Genomic DNA, 17,435 nt, shown 5'->3' with positions numbered 1-17,435 from the left:
GACGTGCTCCGCGCCACTCGCGACCATGGTGCGTGCGGTCGCCACGGCGCCGTCACGCGATAAACTTTCACCGGCCAAGCCCACGCTTCGCCGGCAACCTCAGGCTAATGGACGGCGGCGCGACGGCCACCGTCACATGAGCGGGCTCAGCCGGCGCGCACCGCCGCGACGAAAGCGCGCACCTTCGCGGCATCCTTGACGCCCTTGCTCGCCTCCACCCCGCCACTGACATCCACGGCCCAGGGGCGCACCTGGCGGATCGCCGCAGCGACATTCTCCGCTGTCAACCCACCGGCGAGGATGATTGGGCAGCCGGGATTTTCCGGCACCAGCGACCAGTCGAAGGTCTCGCCGGTGCCACCCGGCACGCCAGGAACGAAGGTATCCAGCAGGATGCCCGCCGCCTGCGGGAACTCGGCGCAACGCGCCTTGATGTCCTCGCCGGGACGCACGCGCAGAGCCTTGATGTACGGCCGGTGGTAGCCGGCGCAATCGTCTGCCGTCTCGTCGCCGTGAAACTGCAGCAGATCCAGCGGCACCGCCTCGAGGATCTCGTTCAGCTCGTCGCGCGAGGCATTGACGAACAGGCCGACCGTGGTGACGAAGGGCGGCAGCGCGGCGATGATCGCGCGCGCCTGCTGCACCTCGACCGCGCGCGGACTCCTGGCGTAGAACACCAGGCCGATGGCATCGGCACCGGCATCGGCAGCCAGCAGGGCATCCTCGATACGGGTAATCCCGCAGATCTTGCTGCGAACGACTGGCAACGGACAGCTCCCTTGCGGACAAAGTCGCGATGGTAACAAATGCCCGGCGAGCCGTCAGCCAGCCGCCATCCGGTACGCACTGCGCATCAGTCGCCCAGCGCCGACAGGAAATGCGGGCCCAGATAGCGCCGTGGCAACGAGAATTCGTCCGGGTACTCGACCTCGATCAGGTACAGACCATAGGGGTGTGCGGTGACCCCGCCACTGCGCCGATCACGGGCGGCGAGGATTTCCGCCACCCACTGCGGTTCGCGCTCGCCGGCACCGATGGTCATCAGCACACCGGCGATGTTGCGCACCATGTGATGCAGAAAGGCATTGGCGCGAATATCCAGCACGATGAAGCACCCCTGCTCGATCACCCGCAGGTGATGCAGGGTCTTGATCGGCGACTTGGCCTGGCACTTCAGGGCGCGGAACGAGCTGAAATCATGGGTGCCTACCAGCGCCTGCGCCGCTTCACGCATGCGCCCAGCGTCCAGCGGACGGTGATTCCAGGTGACCTCCTCGGCCAGATGCGCCGGACGGATCGGGTCGTTGTAGATCACATAGCGATAGCGCCGCGCCTTGGCGGAAAAACGCGCATGGAAGTGCGCCGGCATCGGCTGCGCCCAAGTCACGCTGATGTCGCCCGGGAGGTTGGCGTTGGCCCCCATTACCCAGGCCTTGAGCGGACGTTCGGCGGTGGTATCGAAATGCACCACCTGGCCACTGGCATGCACCGAGGCATCGGTACGCCCGGCACAGAGCAGCGACACCGGCTCGGCCGCCACCTTGGACAGCGCATTCTCGAGCACTTCCTGCACCGTTGGTACGCCAGGCTCCTGGCGCTGCCAGCCACGATAACGGGCACCCTTGTACTCGACGCCAAGGGCGATTCTGGAAACGCCTGCGGCAGCCACTTCGGCTGCCGCAGGCACTGCAAGTTCAAACGTCATTTTCAGGCAATGCGACCCATCATCTCGCGTGCTTCCTGCTGCTGGCTGGCGCTGCCCTCCTTGAGCACCTCGTCAAGAATATCGCGAGCACCGTCGGCATCGCCCATGTCGATATAGGCACGCGCCAGATCCAGCTTGGTGGCCGTCTCGTCGGTGTCGGCGAGGAAGTTGAAGTCCTCCTCACCGGTCAGGGCCGGGGCCGGCTCGATGACCAGATCGTCGAGCGCCGGCAGCTCGGCCTGCGCCTCAGCCACAGGAGCGGCAGCCAGTGCGTCGACCGCGCCCTCAGTGGAGAGTCCGCTCTGGGCGAGGAACTCGTCGAAGGCAGCATCCAGATCCTGCTCGGCGTCCGTCCCGCTCAACGCCTGCAGCTCCAGTTCCAGCTCATCCAGCTCCGGCAGTGCAGCCATCGCAGGCTCGGCCTGGACGTCGGCAAGCGGCGCGGCTACCGGCTCGTCCAGCTCCAGATCGGCCAGGTCGAGGAGGAAGTCATCGGTCTCGTCAGCCGCCGCCGGCGCAGTCGCCACCGGGGTGTCCAGCACCAGCTGATCCAGCTCGGCCATCAGCGCGTCGTCAGACTGCACACCGGCACTGGCAGTTTCCTGCAGCGGTTCGCCCAGGCTCAGCTGGTCCAGCTCGGCGAACAGATCCTCGTCACTCTGCTCAACGCCGCCCGGCGCAGCCGCCGCTGTCGACAGCGGCTCGTCCAGCGCAAAGTCGAAATCGTCTTCGCCGCTCATCGGCTGCGCGGTGGCCGGCAGCTCCAGCGCCGCCAGATCCAGGTCGAAAGCCAGATCATCACCGGCCGCTGCGGTATCCGCCGCGGCAACCGCGGCAGGCTCGGCTACCGTCAGTTCGAAGCTGGCGAGATCACCGGCCAGCTCACCCTCCAAGCCATCGAGGGTCAGCTCATCGAGTTCCAGCGGCTGCTCGGCGGCACTGCCCGAATTGGCCGCCAACTCGCGCTCAAGTTCGGCTTCCAGATCGTCGAGGCTCAGGTCAAAACCGTCATTCAGCTCGGCTGCCGGCGCGGACGTCTCACCCGGCGCCGCATCGAGGGAAAGATCGTCGAGCGACAGGTCATCGAAGGAAAATTCGTCGTCCGCCTGCTGCTGGCTGGCCACTGCCCCCGACAGTACTTGCGGCTCATCCACCTCGACATCCAGACCATCAACGGTCGCGGCCAGTGCGGCGCCGCCGGCAATGGCCGCGCCGCTGGCCAGAATCTGCGGATAGCGGGCGCGCAGCTGGTCGATCTGCGGCTGGGCACCGCCGATTTCGCCGAGCTCGGTCTCCTGACGGACGAAGCCTTCACGGTCGCCCATCTCGGCATAGACCTCCATCAGCTTCAGGCGCAGGTCGGCGCGCTGCGGCTCCTCGTTCACCGCATTGCTCAGAATCTCGGCAGCCTGGGTAAAGCGACCATAGGTGCTGTACATCTCGGCTTCGCCCAGCGGGTCGGCGCTCGCCAGCGGCGCACCCCCGGGAGCAGTCGGGCTTTTGGCCGACAGCCCCGTCTCGAGCAATTGGTCGGCAGCCGACGTGACAGCGCTCGCCCCAGGCAGCTCACCCACTTCCTGGAACAGCTGGGCTTCCTCCTCGGCCTGCTTGCGCGCCTTGCGACGCGAACCGGCCAGCAGGCCAAGTCCGGCCAGCAAGGCAAGGGCACCACCACCGGCCGCCAGCAGCAGCGGGTTGGCCAGCACTTCGTCTACGAGGCTCGGCTCATACACCGGAGCCGGAGCTACCGGCTGGGCAACAGGCTTGACCGCAGCCGGCTTGGGCGCCTCAACGACCGGGGCGGGCTTGCTCTCGGCGACCACCGGGGTCGCTGCCTCGGCAGCCGGCTCAGCCGCTGGTGCGGGTGTTGCCGCAGCGGCATCCACGGTCTCGGCCTGCGGCTCGCTCTCGAGCGGAGCCTCGACCGCGGCCTCGCCAACAGGCTGGACAGCCGCCGGAGCGACCGGCGTCGGCTCGGCCATGGTGGCCGGAGCGCTGTCAGCAGCAGCCGGCGCGGCGGCATCGGCGGCATCGGCGGCCAGGCCACCCTGCAGCTTGGCCAGTTGTTCGTTCTTCAGTTCGATCAGGCGCTGCAGCTTGTCCAGCTGGCTCTGCAGGTCGCCCAGACGCTCTTTGAGCTCCTGGTTCTCGCGCTGCGAGGTCGCCAGACTCTCCTGGTTGAGCGCCAGCTTGTCGGCCAGCCCCTGGCTATCAGCCGCTGCGCCGCTGTCGCTGCCGCTGGTGGACTTGCCGCTGGCTGCCGAGACGAGGCGCAGGTTGTCTTCGGCCGGTGCCTGGGCCGGGGCATTGCCGGCTTCGCTGCGACGGGTGGCGTCCAGCTGGCGGGCAGCGGAGGCAACCGGCTGCACTGCACGACCTTCGCGCCAGGCGCTGTTCTGCGCCGCCACCTGAGCCAGGGCATCCGCCTGACTGCGACTGCGGATCTGCTGTTCGCTCGGCAGGCGCAGCACCTGGCCGCTCTTCATGCGATTGATGTTGCCGCCGAGGAAGGCCTCGGGGTTGAGATCCTGGATCGCCAGCATGGTCTGGTGCACCGACAGCGCACCGCTCGGGCGGGCACGCTCGGCGATCTCCCAGAGCGTGTCGTCACGCCCGACACGATACTGGTCGCCTTCCAGCCGCGACGGCGCACTGCTCGCTACCGGCGCAGGTGCGGCGGGTTCCGCTACGCTCGGCTGCGGACGACTGACCGGTGCCGGGGCACTGACGCGCGGCGCCAGCGGAGCGGCCTGCGGCAGGCGCGGGGTCGCGGCGACCACGGTCTGCGGCGAATACAGCGGCGGGTCGAGCAGCACGGTGTACTCGCGCAGCAGACGGCCGTTGGGCCACAGCACCTCGATCAGGAAGTTCAGGTAGGGCTCGCGCACCGGCTTGCTGGAGGTGACGCGAATCACGCTCTTGCCGTTGGGCTTGAGCATCGGGGTGAACTTCAGGTCGGTGAGAAAGTACGGACGGTCGACGCCGACCTTGTTGAACTCTTCGACGGCCGCCAGCGAGGGCAGCACCTCGTTGCCACCGAGATCGCGCACCTCGAGCAACTCGATTTCCGCATCCAGCGGCTGGTTCAGGGCTGACTTCAGCGATATTTCTCCCAACCCCAGCGCATGCGCCATGCCGGAGGTCAGCGCCGAAGCGGCGGCGATTGCTAGCACCAGTTTGCGAACCCGAACCATAGCGTTAATCCTTCGTTTCTTCTGTCTCGGCGAGCGAGTCGGTGGCATGACTGGCATCTGCCGCTGTCATGCAGCAGCCCCCGAATATGCGCAGCCAGGATGGACAAAGCCGAAAAAATGTCGGGGCAGTATCTTTTACAGGGTGTGTTTAAGCAACAACTCGGCCAGCTGTACGGCATTGAGTGCCGAACCTTTTCGCACGTTATCTGATGCAATCCACAAATTGAGTTCGCGTGGGTCCTGCAGACCCGGGCGGACCCGGCCGACATACACCAGATCCTGCCCCAGGGCGTCGCCGACCGCGGTGGGATAGTCGCCCTGCTCGACCAGTTCCAGCTCGGCGGCATCGTCCAGGCAGTGGCGGATCACCGGCAGATCGACCGGCTCGTCACAGAGCAGACTGACCGCCAGGCTGTCGCCGAAGAATACCGGCGCCTGCACGCAGGTGACGGCCACCGGCAGCTGCGGAGCCGCCAGCACCTCACCCAGCTCGGCGGCCAGGCGGCGCTCGTCACGGGCATGCCCGTCGGGCATCTCGGCACTGGCCCGCGCCAGCAGGTTGAAGGCGATCTGGCGATCGAACAGCTGCGGCTCCACCGGCCGGGCGTTGAGCAACTGGGCAGTCTGCCGCGCCAGCTCTTCGATGCCATCGCGGCCGCGACTGGACACCGCCAGGCAGGCGGTGACGGTGACCCGCTGCAGACCAAGCACCTGGCGCAAGGCGCCGAGCACGCTGGCCAGCGCCACCACCGCGGGCAGCGGGCTGCGCAGCCAGCGACCGGCGGCCGCCGGCGAATTGACTCCGGCCACCACGCACGGCGCCTGCTGTGCCGACAACGAACCGGTCAGATCGACCAGCGCACAGCCGGCGGACTCGATGCGCGCCAGCTGGATCGGCGCCAGCGGTTCGAGCAGGAACACCAGGGCAACCGTGGCAAAGTCGAAGGTCTCCACGTCGCGCACCCGCAGGTTGCGCTCGCCGAAGGCCGCCACCTGGCTGCCGGCTTCGCCAGCCGACAGTGGGAACAGGTTGCCGACCGGAAACTCGCGCTCGTCGAGGACCATCAGCAGCGTCTCGCCAATCAGCCCGGTGGCACCGATGACGGCGATATCGAAAGTCTTGCTCATGAAGCGGCCTCCTGCGAAATAGGCGCGAACTGTAGCGAGCGGACCGGCACTTGGGTAGTCCGCCGGCCGACGAACGGATCAGTGGAGCCGCGGCCGGCCGGACCGAGCCCCCATGAACGAGCAGACCCGCCGCAGCGGGTCTGATCTTCGAGGCAGCTGAGGCGCAGGGCGCGCCTGCCACTCAGCGCTCCAGCAGGATACGCAGCATGCGGCGCAGCGGTTCGGCCGCCCCCCACAGCAGCTGGTCACCGACGGTGAAGGCGCCGAGGTACTGCGAGCCCATGTTGAGCTTGCGCAGACGGCCGACCGGGACACTGAGAGTGCCGGTCACCGCGGTCGGGCTCAGCTCGCGCATGCTGATCTCGCGCTGGTTCGGCACCAGCTTGACCCACGGGTTGTGCTGGCTGATCAGGCCTTCGATGTCGGCCAGCGGCACGTCCTTGTTCAGCTTGATGGTCAGCGCCTGGCTGTGGCAGCGCATGGCGCCGATGCGCACGCAGATGCCGTCCACCGGGATCGGGCTCTTGTTGCGACCGAGGATCTTGTTGGTCTCGGCCTGCGCCTTCCACTCCTCGCGGCTCTGGCCGTTGGGCAGCTCCTTGTCGATCCACGGGATCAGGCTGCCGGCCAGCGGCACGCCGAAGTTGTCCACCGGGAACTCGGCACTGCGCTGGGTCTCGGCGACCTTGCGGTCGATGTCGAGGATGGCGCTGGCCGGATTGGCCAGGTCATCGGCCACCGCGGCGTTGATCGCGCCCATCTGCTTGATCAGCTCGCGCATGTTCTGCGCGCCGGCTCCGGAGGCCGCCTGATAGGTCATGGCGCTCATCCACTCGACCAGACCGGCTTCGTACAGGCCGCCGAGCGCCATCAGCATCAGGCTGACGGTGCAGTTGCCGCCAATGTAGTTCTTGCCGCCATTGTCCAGCGACTGGTCGATGACCTTGCGGTTGACCGGATCGAGGACGATCACCGAGTCATCGGCCATGCGCAGGCTGGAAGCCGCGTCGATCCAGTAGCCCTGCCAGCCCGCTTCGCGCAGCTTGGGGAATACTTCGCTGGTGTAGTCGCCACCCTGGCAGGTCAGGATCACGTCCAGGGTCTTCAGTTCGTCGATGCTGTAGGCATCCTTCAGCGGGGCAATGTCCTTGCCGATGGCCGGACCCTGGCCGCCCACGTTGGAGGTGGTGAAGAACACCGGCTCGATGAGGTCGAAATCGCGCTCTTCCAGCATTCGCTGCATGAGCACGGAACCCACCATACCGCGCCAACCGATCAGACCTACACGCTTCATCGCAACTACACCTTTTTCGAAAAAGTGGGGCCACCCTCGGCGGGGTGGCGCCCGAACAGCTTACAGATTACGCAGTGCGGCGACTACCGCATCGCCCATCTCGCGGGTACCGACCTTCTGGCAGCCTTCCGACCAGATGTCGCCGGTGCGCAGGCCTTGGTCCAGCACGTTGCCGACCGCACGCTCGATGGCATCGGCGGCTTCGACCTGGCCGAAGCTGTAGCGCAGCATCATCGACACCGAGAGGATGGTGGCCAGCGGGTTGGCGATACCCTTGCCGGCGATGTCCGGGGCGGAGCCGTGGCACGGCTCGTACATGCCCTTGTTGTTGGCGTCCAGCGAGGCCGACGGCAGCATGCCGATCGAGCCGGTGAGCATCGAGGCCTCGTCGGAGAGGATGTCGCCGAACATGTTGTCGGTGACCATCACGTCGAACTGCTTGGGCGCGCGCACCAGCTGCATCGCGGCGTTGTCGACGTACATGTGCGACAGCTCGACGTCCGGGTAGTCCTTGGCCACTTCCTCGACCACGGCGCGCCACAGGCGGCTGGACTCCAGCACGTTGGCCTTGTCCACCGAGCACAGCTTCTTGCCGCGCAGGCGGGCCATGTCGAAGCCGACCTTGGCGATGCGGCGGATCTCGCTCTCGCTGTACGGCAGGGTGTCGAACGCCATGCGCTCGCCGTTCTCCAGCACGCGGCTTTCGCGCGGGCTGCCGAAGTAGATGCCGCCAGTCAGCTCGCGGACGATGAGGATGTCCAGGCCCGCGACGATCTCGGGCTTGAGGCTGGAGGCGCCGGCCAGTTGCGGGTAGAGCAGCGCCGGGCGCAGGTTGCCGAACAGGCCCAGCTGCGAACGGATCTTCAGCAGGCCCATTTCCGGACGCAGCGGACGGTCGAGGTTGTCCCACTGCGGACCGCCGACGGCGCCGAGCAGGATGGCGTCGGCGGCGCGGGCGCGCTCCAGGGTCTCGTCGGCCAGCGGAGTGCCGTACTTCTCGTAGGCCGCGCCGCCCAGCTCGTCGTAGCTCAGCTCGAAGCCCAGCTGGTACTTCTCGTTGGCCAGCTCCAGCACCTTGACCGCTTCGGCGACGATTTCCGGACCGATACCATCACCCGGGAACACCAGAATCTGCTTGCTCATTGCATGTCCTTGTAAATGTCGAACCGCGGCAGCGAGCCCCGCCCGCTCCCGCCGGAAAAGAGGGTTACTTGATCGCGCCGAACAGCCAGGGGCTGCTCTGCTGGTGCCTGGCTTCGAACGCCTTGATCGCCTCGGCATCCTGCAGGGTCAGGCCGATGTCGTCCAGACCGTTGAGCAGGCAGTGCTTGCGGAACGGATCGATCTCGAAGGACAGCACCTTGCCGTCCGGACGGGTCACGGTCTGCGCGGCCAGGTCCACGGTCAGCTGGTAGCCTTCGCTGGCCTCGCACTGCTGGAACAGCTCGTCCACTTCCGCTTCCGGCAGGATGATCGGCAGCAGGCCGTTCTTGAAGCTGTTGTTGAAGAAGATGTCGGCGTAGCTCGGCGCGATGATGGTGCGGAAGCCGTACTCCTCCAGCGCCCACGGCGCGTGTTCGCGGGAGGAACCGCAGCCGAAGTTCTCGCGGGCCAGCAGCACGCTGGCGCCCTGATAGCGCGGGAAGTTCAGCACGAAGTCCTGGTTTACCGGACGGTTCGAGCAGTCCTGGTTCGGCTGGCCGACGTCCAGGTAGCGCCACTCGTCGAACAGGTTCGGGCCGAAGCCGGTGCGCTTGATCGACTTGAGGAACTGCTTGGGAATGATCTGGTCGGTGTCGACGTTGGCGCGATCCAGTGGGCAGACCAGGCCGGTGTGTTGGGTAAAGGCTTTCATTCAGACGATCCTCAGTTCAGCAGCTCGCGCACATCGACAAAGTGACCGGTCACCGCGGCCGCGGCGGCCATGGCCGGGCTGACCAGGTGGGTACGCCCACCGGCGCCCTGGCGGCCCTCGAAGTTGCGGTTGGAGGTGGAGGCGCAGTGCTCGCCACTCTCCAGGCGGTCCGGGTTCATCGCCAGGCACATGGAGCAGCCCGGCTCGCGCCATTCGAAGCCGGCCTCGATGAAGATCTTGTCCAGGCCCTCGGCCTCGGCCTGCGCCTTGACCAGACCCGACCCCGGCACCACCAGCGCCTGCTTGACGGTGGCGGCGACCTTGCGGCCCTTGGCCACCACGGCGGCGGCACGCAGGTCCTCGATGCGCGAGTTGGTGCAGGAGCCGATGAACACGCGATCCAGCTGGATGTCGGTGATCGGCTGGTTGGCGGTCAGACCCATGTACTTGAGGGCGCGGACGATGGAGTCGCGCTTGACCGGATCGGCTTCCTGCGCCGGGTCCGGCACCTTGGCGTCGACCGGCAGCACCATCTCCGGCGAGGTGCCCCAACTGACCTGCGGCTTGATGTCCTCGGCCTTCAGCTCGACCACGGTATCGAAGTGGGCGTCGGCGTCGGACACCAGCCCCTGCCACTGCGCCACGGCGGCATTCCAGTCGGCGCCCTTGGGCGCGAAGGTGCGGCCTTCGACGTAGGCGATGGTCTTGTCGTCCACGGCGACCAGACCGACGCGGGCGCCGGCTTCGATGGCCATGTTGCAGATGGTCATGCGGCCTTCCATCGACAGATCGCGGATCGCGCTGCCGGCGAACTCCAGGGCATGGCCGTTGCCGCCGGCGGTGCCGATCTTGCCGATGATCGCCAGCACGATGTCCTTGGCGGTGACGCCGGCGGGCAGTTGGCCCTCCACATTCACCAGCATGTTCTTCATCTTCTTGGCCACCAGGCACTGGGTCGCCAGCACGTGCTCGACCTCGGAGGTGCCGATGCCGTGGGCCAGCGCGCCGAAGGCGCCGTGGGTGGAGGTGTGCGAGTCGCCGCAGACCACGGTCATGCCCGGCAGGGTGGCGCCCTGCTCCGGACCGACCACGTGGACGATGCCCTGGCGGCGGTCGTTCATCTTGAATTCGAGGATGCCGAAGTCGTCGCAGTTCTCGTCGAGGGTCTGCACCTGCAGGCGCGACACCTCGTCGTGGATCGACTCGAGGCCGCCCTGGCGCTCGGCCTTGGTGGTCGGCACGTTGTGGTCCGGAGTGGCGATGTTGGCGTCGACGCGCCACGGCTTGCGGCCGGCCAGGCGCAGACCTTCGAAGGCCTGCGGCGAGGTCACTTCGTGCAGGATCTGCCGGTCGATGTAGATCAGCGCCGACCCATCGTCGCGCTGCTTGACCAGGTGCATGTCCCAGAGCTTGTCATAAAGCGTCTTGCCGGCCACGGGGAACTCCTCATCGGTTGTTGCTGTATGCCCACAGGGCTTGTGCGGTCGATGCTAGGGACTTGCCTTGGATAACACAAATTCATATTTTTCATGCTTTGGATAACCCCAAGGAATCCGAACATGGACCTGGCCAGCCTCGCCACTTTCATCGCCATCGCCGAAACCGGCAGCTTTTCCGCCGCCGGCGAGCGCCTGCACCTGTCCCAGCCGGCGGTGAGCAAGCGCATCGCCGCCCTCGAACAGCAGCTGGAGGTGCGCCTGTTCGACCGCATCGGCCGCGAGATCAGCCTGACCGAAGCCGGCCGCGCCCTGCTGCCGCGCGCCTGGCAGATCCTCAACGTGCTCGACGACACCCGACGGGCGCTGAGCAACCTCAACGGCGACGTCGGCGGCCGGCTGACCCTGGCCACCAGCCACCATATCGGCCTGCATCGCCTGCCGCCGCTGTTGCGCGCGTTCACCCGCGCCCACCCGCAGGTGGCGCTGGACATCCGCTTTCTCGATTCGGAAGTGGCCTACGAGGACGTCCTGCACGGACGCACCGAGCTGGCGGTGATCACCCTCGCCCCGCACACCGCCGCGCCGGTGCGCGCGGTGCCGGTGTGGGACGACCCGCTGGACTTCGTCGCCGCCCCCGAGCACCCGCTGGCCCACGGCGGGCCGGTGACGCTGGCCGAAGTGGCGCGCCATCCGGCGGTGTTCCCCGGCGAGAACACCTTCACCCACCATATCGTCCAGGGCCTGTTCGAGCAGGCTGGCCTGCGGCCCAACGTGAGCATGAGCACCAACTATCTGGAGACCATCAAGATGCTGGTGTCGATCGGCATCGCCTGGAGCGTGCTGCCGCGCACCATGCTCGACGAGCAGGTGACGCGTCTGCCCCTGCAGGGTATCCAGCTGAGCCGCCAGCTGGGCTACATCGTGCATACCGAACGCACCCTGTCCAACGCGGCGCGGGCATTCATGCAGCTGCTGGATCGAGCGGGGATGGAGAGGCAGGCTCCGTAGACACACCGATCCCTGCGGGAGGCCCGACCTCGGGGCGATGCTCTGGCCCTGCTGGCGGGCCTGCGGCCCGCATCGCCGCGAGGGCGCGCCTCCTACAGGACAGCCTTACGCGGGAATGGTTTCGGGCTGGGACAGCTCCCCCGCACGCAACCCGAACAGCGCGTCCAGCCGCGCGCAGTCGTTGTCGCGACGAATGCCGTCGAACAGCGCCTGCGCCTCGGGATAGCTGCGCGTCAGCATGGCCAGCCACTGCTTGAGGCGGCCCGGCGCGTAGCGCGGCGCGAGCTTCTGCCGCGCCTTGCGCCAGAAGGTTTGCAACAGCGGTTGCAGCTCTGCCCAGCTCAGCGGTTCGGGCTGGCGGCCAGCCTGGGCGGCGGCGATCTGCCGGGCCAGATCCGGACGCGAGACCAGCCCGCGGCCGAGCATGACGTTCTGCGCGCCGCTGATCTCGCGGCAGCGCCGCCAGTCGTCGACCGTCCAGATCTCGCCGTTGGCATAGACGGGGATGTCGACCACTTCCTGCACCCGCGCCACCCACTCCCAGTGCGCCGGCGGCTTGTAGCCGTCGAGCTTGGTGCGTGCGTGCACCACCAGCATGGACGCACCGCCCTCGGCCAGCGCGCGGGCGCAGTCCAGCGCGCCGTCCGGGCTGTCGTAGCCCAGACGCATCTTCGCCGTCAGCGGCACCCCGGCCGGCAGCGTGCGCCTGACCTCGCCGGCGATGGCGTGCAGCAGCTCGGGCTCGCGCAGCAGCACCGCGCCGCCGCGCGACTTGTTCACCGTCTTGGCCGGGCAGCCGAAGTTGAGATCGATCACCGGCGCGCCCAGACCGGCGGCGAAGGCGGCGTTGTCGGCCAGGCAGGTCGGATCGGAGCCGAGCAGCTGCAGGCGCATTGGCGTACCGCCGGCGGTGCGCCAGCCGCTGTCCAGCTCCGGCGCCAGCTTGCAAAAGCTCGAGCGCGGCAGCAGGCGGTCGCAGACGCGGACGAACTCGCTGACGCACCAGTCGACGCCGCCGACCTCGGTCAGCAGCTCGCGGAGGATTTCATCGACCAGCCCCTCCATGGGCGCCAGGGCAATCTGCACAGGGGAAGTTCTCGGAGTAAGACAGGGCCGCGGATTCTAAAGGGATGTGCAGCGCCGGGCGAGCCGCAGACTCGCCTCGTCGTCGGCAATGCCGATCACTTCGCCGCCGGTGCCACCAGCGCACGACCGTAACGCTCGATGAATTCCGCCGGCATGCGGCGCGGCTTGCCGCTGGACAGCTCGATGCAGGCGAAGCGGGTGCGCGCGCGCAGCAGGATCGCGCCATCGGCCGGCCGCCTCAGCTGGAACTGGCGCTGCATGCTCAGCCGGCCGTCCGAGGCGACGATCCAGGTGCCCAGCTGCAGGCGCTCGCCCTGACGGGCGGCGGCCAGGTAGTCGATCTCGTGGCGCACCACCACCATGGCCCGATCGAGCCGGCTGTAGTCGTCGATGGACAGGCCCAGCGACTGCGAGTGCGCCCAGGCGCACTGCTCCAACCAACCGACGTACACCGTGTTGTTGGCGTGCCCGAGGGCGTCGATGTGCTCGGCGCCAACCTCGATCTCCAGCACGAACGGCGCCGGCAGCTCCCAGCTCATGCACCGCGCTCCAGGCTGGCCGACAGCGCGCAAGCCTCCTGGGCCAGCTGGGTGATCTGGTCCCAGGCGCGGGCGCGCACCAAGCTGCTCGGCGCCACCCAGGTACCGCCGACGCAGGCGACATTGGGCAGGCGCAGGAAGGTCGACAGGTTGTCCATCGTGATGCCGCCGGTCGGACAGAAGCGGATGCCGTTGAACGGTTCCTTGAAGCTCTTCAGCATCTTCACGCTGGCGTCGCCGTTGGCCGGGAACAGCTTGAGCGAGCGATAGCCCTTCTCGATGGCGAACAGTACCTCGGAAGGCGTCATCGCCCCCGGCAGGTAGGGCAAGCCGACGGCCTCCGCCGCCGCGGCCAGCCGCTCGGTGCAGCCGGGGCTGACGGTGAACTGCGCACCGGCATCGCGCGACTCGGCGAACTGCGCGGCATGAATCACCGTACCGGCGCCGACCAGCAGCTGCGGCAGCTCCCGACGAATCGCCGCCAGCGCCTCAAGGGCCCGCGGCGTGCGCAGGGTCACCTCCAGCACCTCGATGCCGCCGGCGTACAGGGCGCGCGCCAGATCGACCGCCAGCCCGGCATCCTCGATCACCAACACCGGCAGGACCGGGCGAGCCCGCTTCAGTACGTCATCCATTGTCAGACTCATCTTCATTCCTCCCAGTCCACAATTGAACCGCCCCGGTCGGCAGGTCCCGCCAGCCGCCGCTGCAGATTGAACAATTCCAGGCCGTAACCGACCGCCTGCGCCTGACCCGCTTCGGCGGGCGTACGCGCCGCCCATTCGTCGGCATCGACCGCGACCGCCAGCACGCCACGGACGGCGTCCACTTCGACCAGGTCGCCATCGCGCAGCAAGGCCAGCGCACCACCGGCCGCCGCTTCGGGGGTGACATGCAACGCCGCCGGCACCTGGCCGGAAGCCCCCGACAGGCGACCATCGGTGACCAGCGCCACCTGCTGGCCGGCGGCCTGCAGGTTGGCCAGCAGCGGCATCAGCTTGTGCAATTCGGGCATGCCATTGGCGCGCGGCCCCTGGAAGCGCACCACCAGCACCAGATCGCCGCTCAGCTCGCCGGCCTGATAGGCCACCTGCACCGCCTCCTGGCAGTCGAAGACGCGCGCCGGCGCACACACCTGCCAGTGCGCCGGATCCACCGCCGAAGTCTTCAACTGGGCACGGCCCAGATTGCCCTCGAGCAGCACCATCCCGCCTTCGGGCGCGAAGGGTTCGGCCAGCGGCCGCACGATGTCAGGCACCGGGCTCTGCGCCGGCAGCTCGCGCCAGACCAGCCGATCGCTCTCCAACCAGGGTTCGCAGGCGTAGTCGGCCAGACTCTCGCCGGCCACGGTCGCCACATCGCCGTGCATCAGGCCACCGGCCAACAGTTCGCGGATGATCCACGCCGGGCCGCCGGCGGCCTGAAACTGGTTCACGTCGGCCTTGCCGTTGGGGTAGACCCGCGCCAGCAGAGGCACCACCTTGGACAGCGCGGCGAAATCCTCCCAGAGCAGCTCGAAGCCGGCGGCGCGGGCGATGGCCGGCAGGTGCAGACCGTGGTTGGTCGAGCCGCCGCTGGCCAGCAGCGCCGCCACCGCATTGACCAGCACCCGCGCATCCACCTGACGGCCCAGCGGCAGCCAGCGCTCGCCCTGGCGACTGTTACGCGCCACCAGCCGCGCCGCCTCAGCGGTGAGCAGCGGGCGCAGCGCCGACTCCGGCGGCGCGAAGGCGCTGCCCGGCACATGCAGACCCATGGCCTCCATCAGCAGCTGGTTGGTGTTGGCGGTGCCGTAGAAGGTGCAGGTACCCGGCGCGTGGTAGGCGCCCAGTTCGGCCTCGAGCAGCTCCTCGCGGCTGGCCTCGCCGCGCGCATAGCGCTGGCGTACCGCCGCTTTCTCGCTGTTGCTCAGCCCGGACGGCATCGGCCCGGCCGGCACGAACACCGCAGGCAGATGGCCGAAGCGCAGCGCGCCGATCAGCAGACCAGGGACGATCTTGTCGCACACGCCCAGGTACAGGCCGCCGTCGAAGACGGCGTGGGTCAGACCGATGGCGGCGGCCTGGGCGATCAGGTCGCGGGAGAACAGCGAAAGCTGCATGCCGGGCATGCCCTGGGTGATGCCGTCGCACATCGCCGGCACCCCGGCAGCGAACTGCGCGCTGGCACCGTGCCGGGCCAGCGCGGCCTTGAGCTGCTCGGGGTAGTCGTGCAGCGGCTGGTGCGCCGACAACATCTCGTTGTAGCTGGAGACGATGGCGATATGCGGCGAGCCGCCCTGACGCATGATCAGCTGCGTATCGTGCGGCTGCGCGGCGAGCGCATGGGCCAGATTGGAGCAGCCGACCTCCCGGCGCGGCTCGCGAGCCGCGGCCTCGTCCAGACGCGCCAGGTAGCGCGCGCGGCGCTCGGCGGAACGCGCGGCGATGCGCGCGGTCACCGCCTCGACAACAGGGTGCAGCATGGCGACTCCTCGACTGAAGGCGTGGGAACGCGAGCATGCCGCAGCGCAACAGAACCCGCCCCGTAAGGCGGTCAGTTTACCAGCACCGCGAATACCCGAGTGCGACAGTTGAGCATTCGCGGAATCAGGGTGCCCAGTGCACCTGCAGCCGGCTGCCGGCCTGCCGCACCAGCGCGTGCACCGGCAGCTGGCGGGTATCCGGCCGGTCGGCGAGCACCGCCTCGAGCAACTCGCGCTTGGCGCCGCCGAACACCAGCAGACCCAGCCAGCCGCTGCGCCGCAACAGCGCCAGGTTGGCGGAGAGCCGCACCTGCGGCGCGACCGGCGCCACGCCGACCAATGCCGCCGGCGACGCGTCTTCGGTCAGCGCTGACGCGATTCCGGGCATCCCCGGAAACAGCGAGGCGATGTGACCATCCTCGCCCATGCCCAGCAGCACCGCGGTCAACGGCAGCCAGCCGGCCAGCCGCTCGCCCCAGGCCTGCGCGGCCTCCTCCGGCGTCGCCCCCAGGCGCGGATCGAGAAGCTGCGCCTGGGGCAGGGCCGTGCGCAGCAGCTGCAGGTTGCTGGCCACATCGTCCGCCGCCACCCAGCGCTCGTCGGTGGGGCTCAGCTCGACCCGCGACCAGTCCAGTGCCTCGCCAGCCAGACGGCCCAGCAGCGGCACGGGGCTCTGCCCTCCCGCCAGCAGCAGGCGCGCCCGCCCGCCATCCTGCAGGTCGGCACGCAGGCGCCCGACCAGCACCTGCGCCAGCTCGGCGGCGCAGGTGTCGCGGTCGGGATGCAGATACAGGGAGGGAGAATTCATCAGACAGCTCCACAGGGCGGAATGCCGGCCATGATGCGGCATTCGTCCCGTCGCGCAACAGCCTGCCGGCTCAGTGCACGCCGTTGTCGCGGAAGAAGCTGACGTAGGCCTTGTCGACCTTGAGGATGTGGTGGGTCAGCCACTCGGCGAGCAGATCGAGGGTCTCGCTGCCGGAGATTTCGCCCGCGTCGTGGCGCTGCAGCAGGTCCATGATCTGCGCGGTGAACTTGTCGTGCTGGGCCTTGTGCGCCTCGGTTTCCGGGTAGCCGAGGCGGTGGAAGATCTCCTCCTCGACGATGAAGTGATTCATGGTGTAGTCCATCAACCCCTCCAGCACCTCGCCAATCTCGGCGGCGTCCGGCTCGTCGCTGACCAGGCGATCGAACAGCTCGTTGGTCTTGTCGACCAGCCAGCGATGCTGCTCGTCGATCAGCTCGATCCCGACTTCGAGTTCACTGCTCCATGGCATGAAAGTCATGTCTTCAATCCGTCCCGTGATTCGTTATCGTTTTTTATGAGAATGGCTGCCAGACATTGCGGCGCCGGCCAGCTTATCCCACACGAAATATACGGACAACGCCAGACAAGAACATGATGCACGGCAAGTCGACGTCAGCAACGACTCGTCACGGCAGGCTGCGGAAGCGGAGGAAGTTTTATCGCGGAAAAAACAAAAAGGGCCACTCAATACTGAGTGACCCTCTTGATCCCATAACGGGAAAATTGGCGTCCCCTAGGGGACTCGAACCCCTGTTACCGCCGTGAAAGGGCGGTGTCCTAGGCCACTAGACGAAGGGGACGTAAACCTTCGTACGATCCGCGGGCGAATCGCTGGAAATTGGTGGAGCTAGACGGGATCGAACCGTCGACCTCTTGCATGCCATGCAAGCGCTCTCCCAGCTGAGCTATAGCCCC

At 67.7% G+C, this 17,435-nt stretch carries 15 protein-coding genes and 2 tRNA genes; 1 reads left to right on the top strand and 16 read right to left on the bottom strand.

Annotation, left to right across the window (positions count from 1 at the left end; all coding sequences use genetic code 11):
• Positions 1-146: 146 nt before the first annotated feature.
• The 8 genes from BMZ19_RS08800 to leuC all read right to left on the bottom strand — a co-directional run bounded on the left by BMZ19_RS08800 (position 147) and on the right by leuC (position 10,612).
• Positions 147-767 carry a phosphoribosylanthranilate isomerase gene (locus tag BMZ19_RS08800; RefSeq protein WP_090309980.1) on the bottom strand — a complete coding sequence of 207 codons (621 nt, stop codon included), beginning with the start codon at positions 765-767 and terminating at the stop codon, positions 147-149.
• An 86-nt stretch (positions 768-853) separates the two neighbouring features.
• Entirely contained in the window at positions 854-1,705 is an 852-nt protein-coding gene (truA, locus tag BMZ19_RS08795; RefSeq protein ID WP_090309976.1) for a tRNA pseudouridine(38-40) synthase TruA, read from the bottom strand.
• Positions 1,706-1,707: 2 nt separating this feature from the next.
• Positions 1,708-4,899 (bottom strand): motility hub landmark protein FimV, encoded by a 3,192-nt coding sequence (locus BMZ19_RS08790; RefSeq protein WP_090309973.1) that lies wholly within the window; start codon positions 4,897-4,899, stop codon positions 1,708-1,710.
• A 135-nt stretch (positions 4,900-5,034) separates the two neighbouring features.
• Positions 5,035-6,027 carry an aspartate-semialdehyde dehydrogenase gene (locus tag BMZ19_RS08785; RefSeq protein ID WP_090309970.1) on the bottom strand — a complete coding sequence of 331 codons (993 nt, stop codon included), beginning with the start codon at positions 6,025-6,027 and terminating at the stop codon, positions 5,035-5,037.
• A 181-nt stretch (positions 6,028-6,208) separates the two neighbouring features.
• Entirely contained in the window at positions 6,209-7,321 is a 1,113-nt protein-coding gene (gene asd / locus BMZ19_RS08780; RefSeq protein ID WP_090309965.1) for an aspartate-semialdehyde dehydrogenase, read from the bottom strand.
• A gap of 60 nt (positions 7,322-7,381) precedes the next feature.
• Positions 7,382-8,464 (bottom strand): 3-isopropylmalate dehydrogenase, encoded by a 1,083-nt coding sequence (leuB, locus tag BMZ19_RS08775; RefSeq protein WP_090309962.1) that lies wholly within the window; start codon positions 8,462-8,464, stop codon positions 7,382-7,384.
• 64 nt (positions 8,465-8,528) lie between these two features.
• A complete protein-coding gene (leuD, locus tag BMZ19_RS08770) occupies positions 8,529-9,176 on the bottom strand; it encodes a 3-isopropylmalate dehydratase small subunit (RefSeq protein ID WP_090309959.1) in 648 nt (215 codons plus the stop codon).
• 11 nt (positions 9,177-9,187) lie between these two features.
• Positions 9,188-10,612, bottom strand: a complete 1,425-nt coding sequence (leuC, locus tag BMZ19_RS08765; protein WP_090309957.1) for a 3-isopropylmalate dehydratase large subunit — start codon at positions 10,610-10,612, stop codon at positions 9,188-9,190.
• Between the two features lie 123 nt (positions 10,613-10,735).
• On the opposite strand from leuC, the gene BMZ19_RS08760 reads away from it, so the two are divergent.
• Positions 10,736-11,623, top strand: a complete 888-nt coding sequence (locus BMZ19_RS08760) for a LysR family transcriptional regulator (RefSeq protein ID WP_090309954.1) — start codon at positions 10,736-10,738, stop codon at positions 11,621-11,623.
• Positions 11,624-11,728: 105 nt separating this feature from the next.
• Here BMZ19_RS08760 and BMZ19_RS08755 read toward each other — a convergent pair whose 3' ends face one another.
• From BMZ19_RS08755 to BMZ19_RS08720, 8 genes are all read right to left on the bottom strand, one after another.
• Entirely contained in the window at positions 11,729-12,709 is a 981-nt protein-coding gene (locus BMZ19_RS08755) for a tRNA dihydrouridine synthase (RefSeq protein ID WP_090309951.1), read from the bottom strand.
• A gap of 95 nt (positions 12,710-12,804) precedes the next feature.
• Positions 12,805-13,248, bottom strand: a complete 444-nt coding sequence (locus BMZ19_RS08750) for an acyl-CoA thioesterase (protein WP_090309947.1) — start codon at positions 13,246-13,248, stop codon at positions 12,805-12,807.
• A complete protein-coding gene (locus tag BMZ19_RS08745; protein ID WP_090309942.1) occupies positions 13,245-13,895 on the bottom strand; it encodes a bifunctional 4-hydroxy-2-oxoglutarate aldolase/2-dehydro-3-deoxy-phosphogluconate aldolase in 651 nt (216 codons plus the stop codon). Before BMZ19_RS08745 ends, BMZ19_RS08750 begins: the two co-directional genes overlap by 4 nt.
• 2 nt (positions 13,896-13,897) lie before the next feature.
• Positions 13,898-15,709, bottom strand: a complete 1,812-nt coding sequence (edd, locus tag BMZ19_RS08740) for a phosphogluconate dehydratase (RefSeq protein WP_212633212.1) — start codon at positions 15,707-15,709, stop codon at positions 13,898-13,900.
• A gap of 127 nt (positions 15,710-15,836) precedes the next feature.
• Positions 15,837-16,520: a 6-phosphogluconolactonase gene (locus tag BMZ19_RS08735; RefSeq protein WP_170847725.1), complete on the bottom strand. Its 684-nt coding sequence runs from the start codon at positions 16,518-16,520 to the stop codon at positions 15,837-15,839.
• Between the two features lie 70 nt (positions 16,521-16,590).
• A complete protein-coding gene (locus BMZ19_RS08730; RefSeq protein WP_090309933.1) occupies positions 16,591-16,998 on the bottom strand; it encodes a bacteriohemerythrin in 408 nt (135 codons plus the stop codon).
• 246 nt (positions 16,999-17,244) lie between these two features.
• Positions 17,245-17,320: transfer RNA gene (locus BMZ19_RS08725), tRNA-Glu, on the bottom strand.
• A 39-nt stretch (positions 17,321-17,359) separates the two neighbouring features.
• A tRNA-Ala gene (locus BMZ19_RS08720) sits at positions 17,360-17,435 on the bottom strand.

This window comes from Pseudomonas linyingensis (assembly GCF_900109175.1).
Classification (GTDB): domain Bacteria; phylum Pseudomonadota; class Gammaproteobacteria; order Pseudomonadales; family Pseudomonadaceae; genus Geopseudomonas; species Geopseudomonas linyingensis.
Note: the sequence above shows the minus strand (reverse complement) of the source record. Positions and strands in the feature narration are given on the sequence as shown.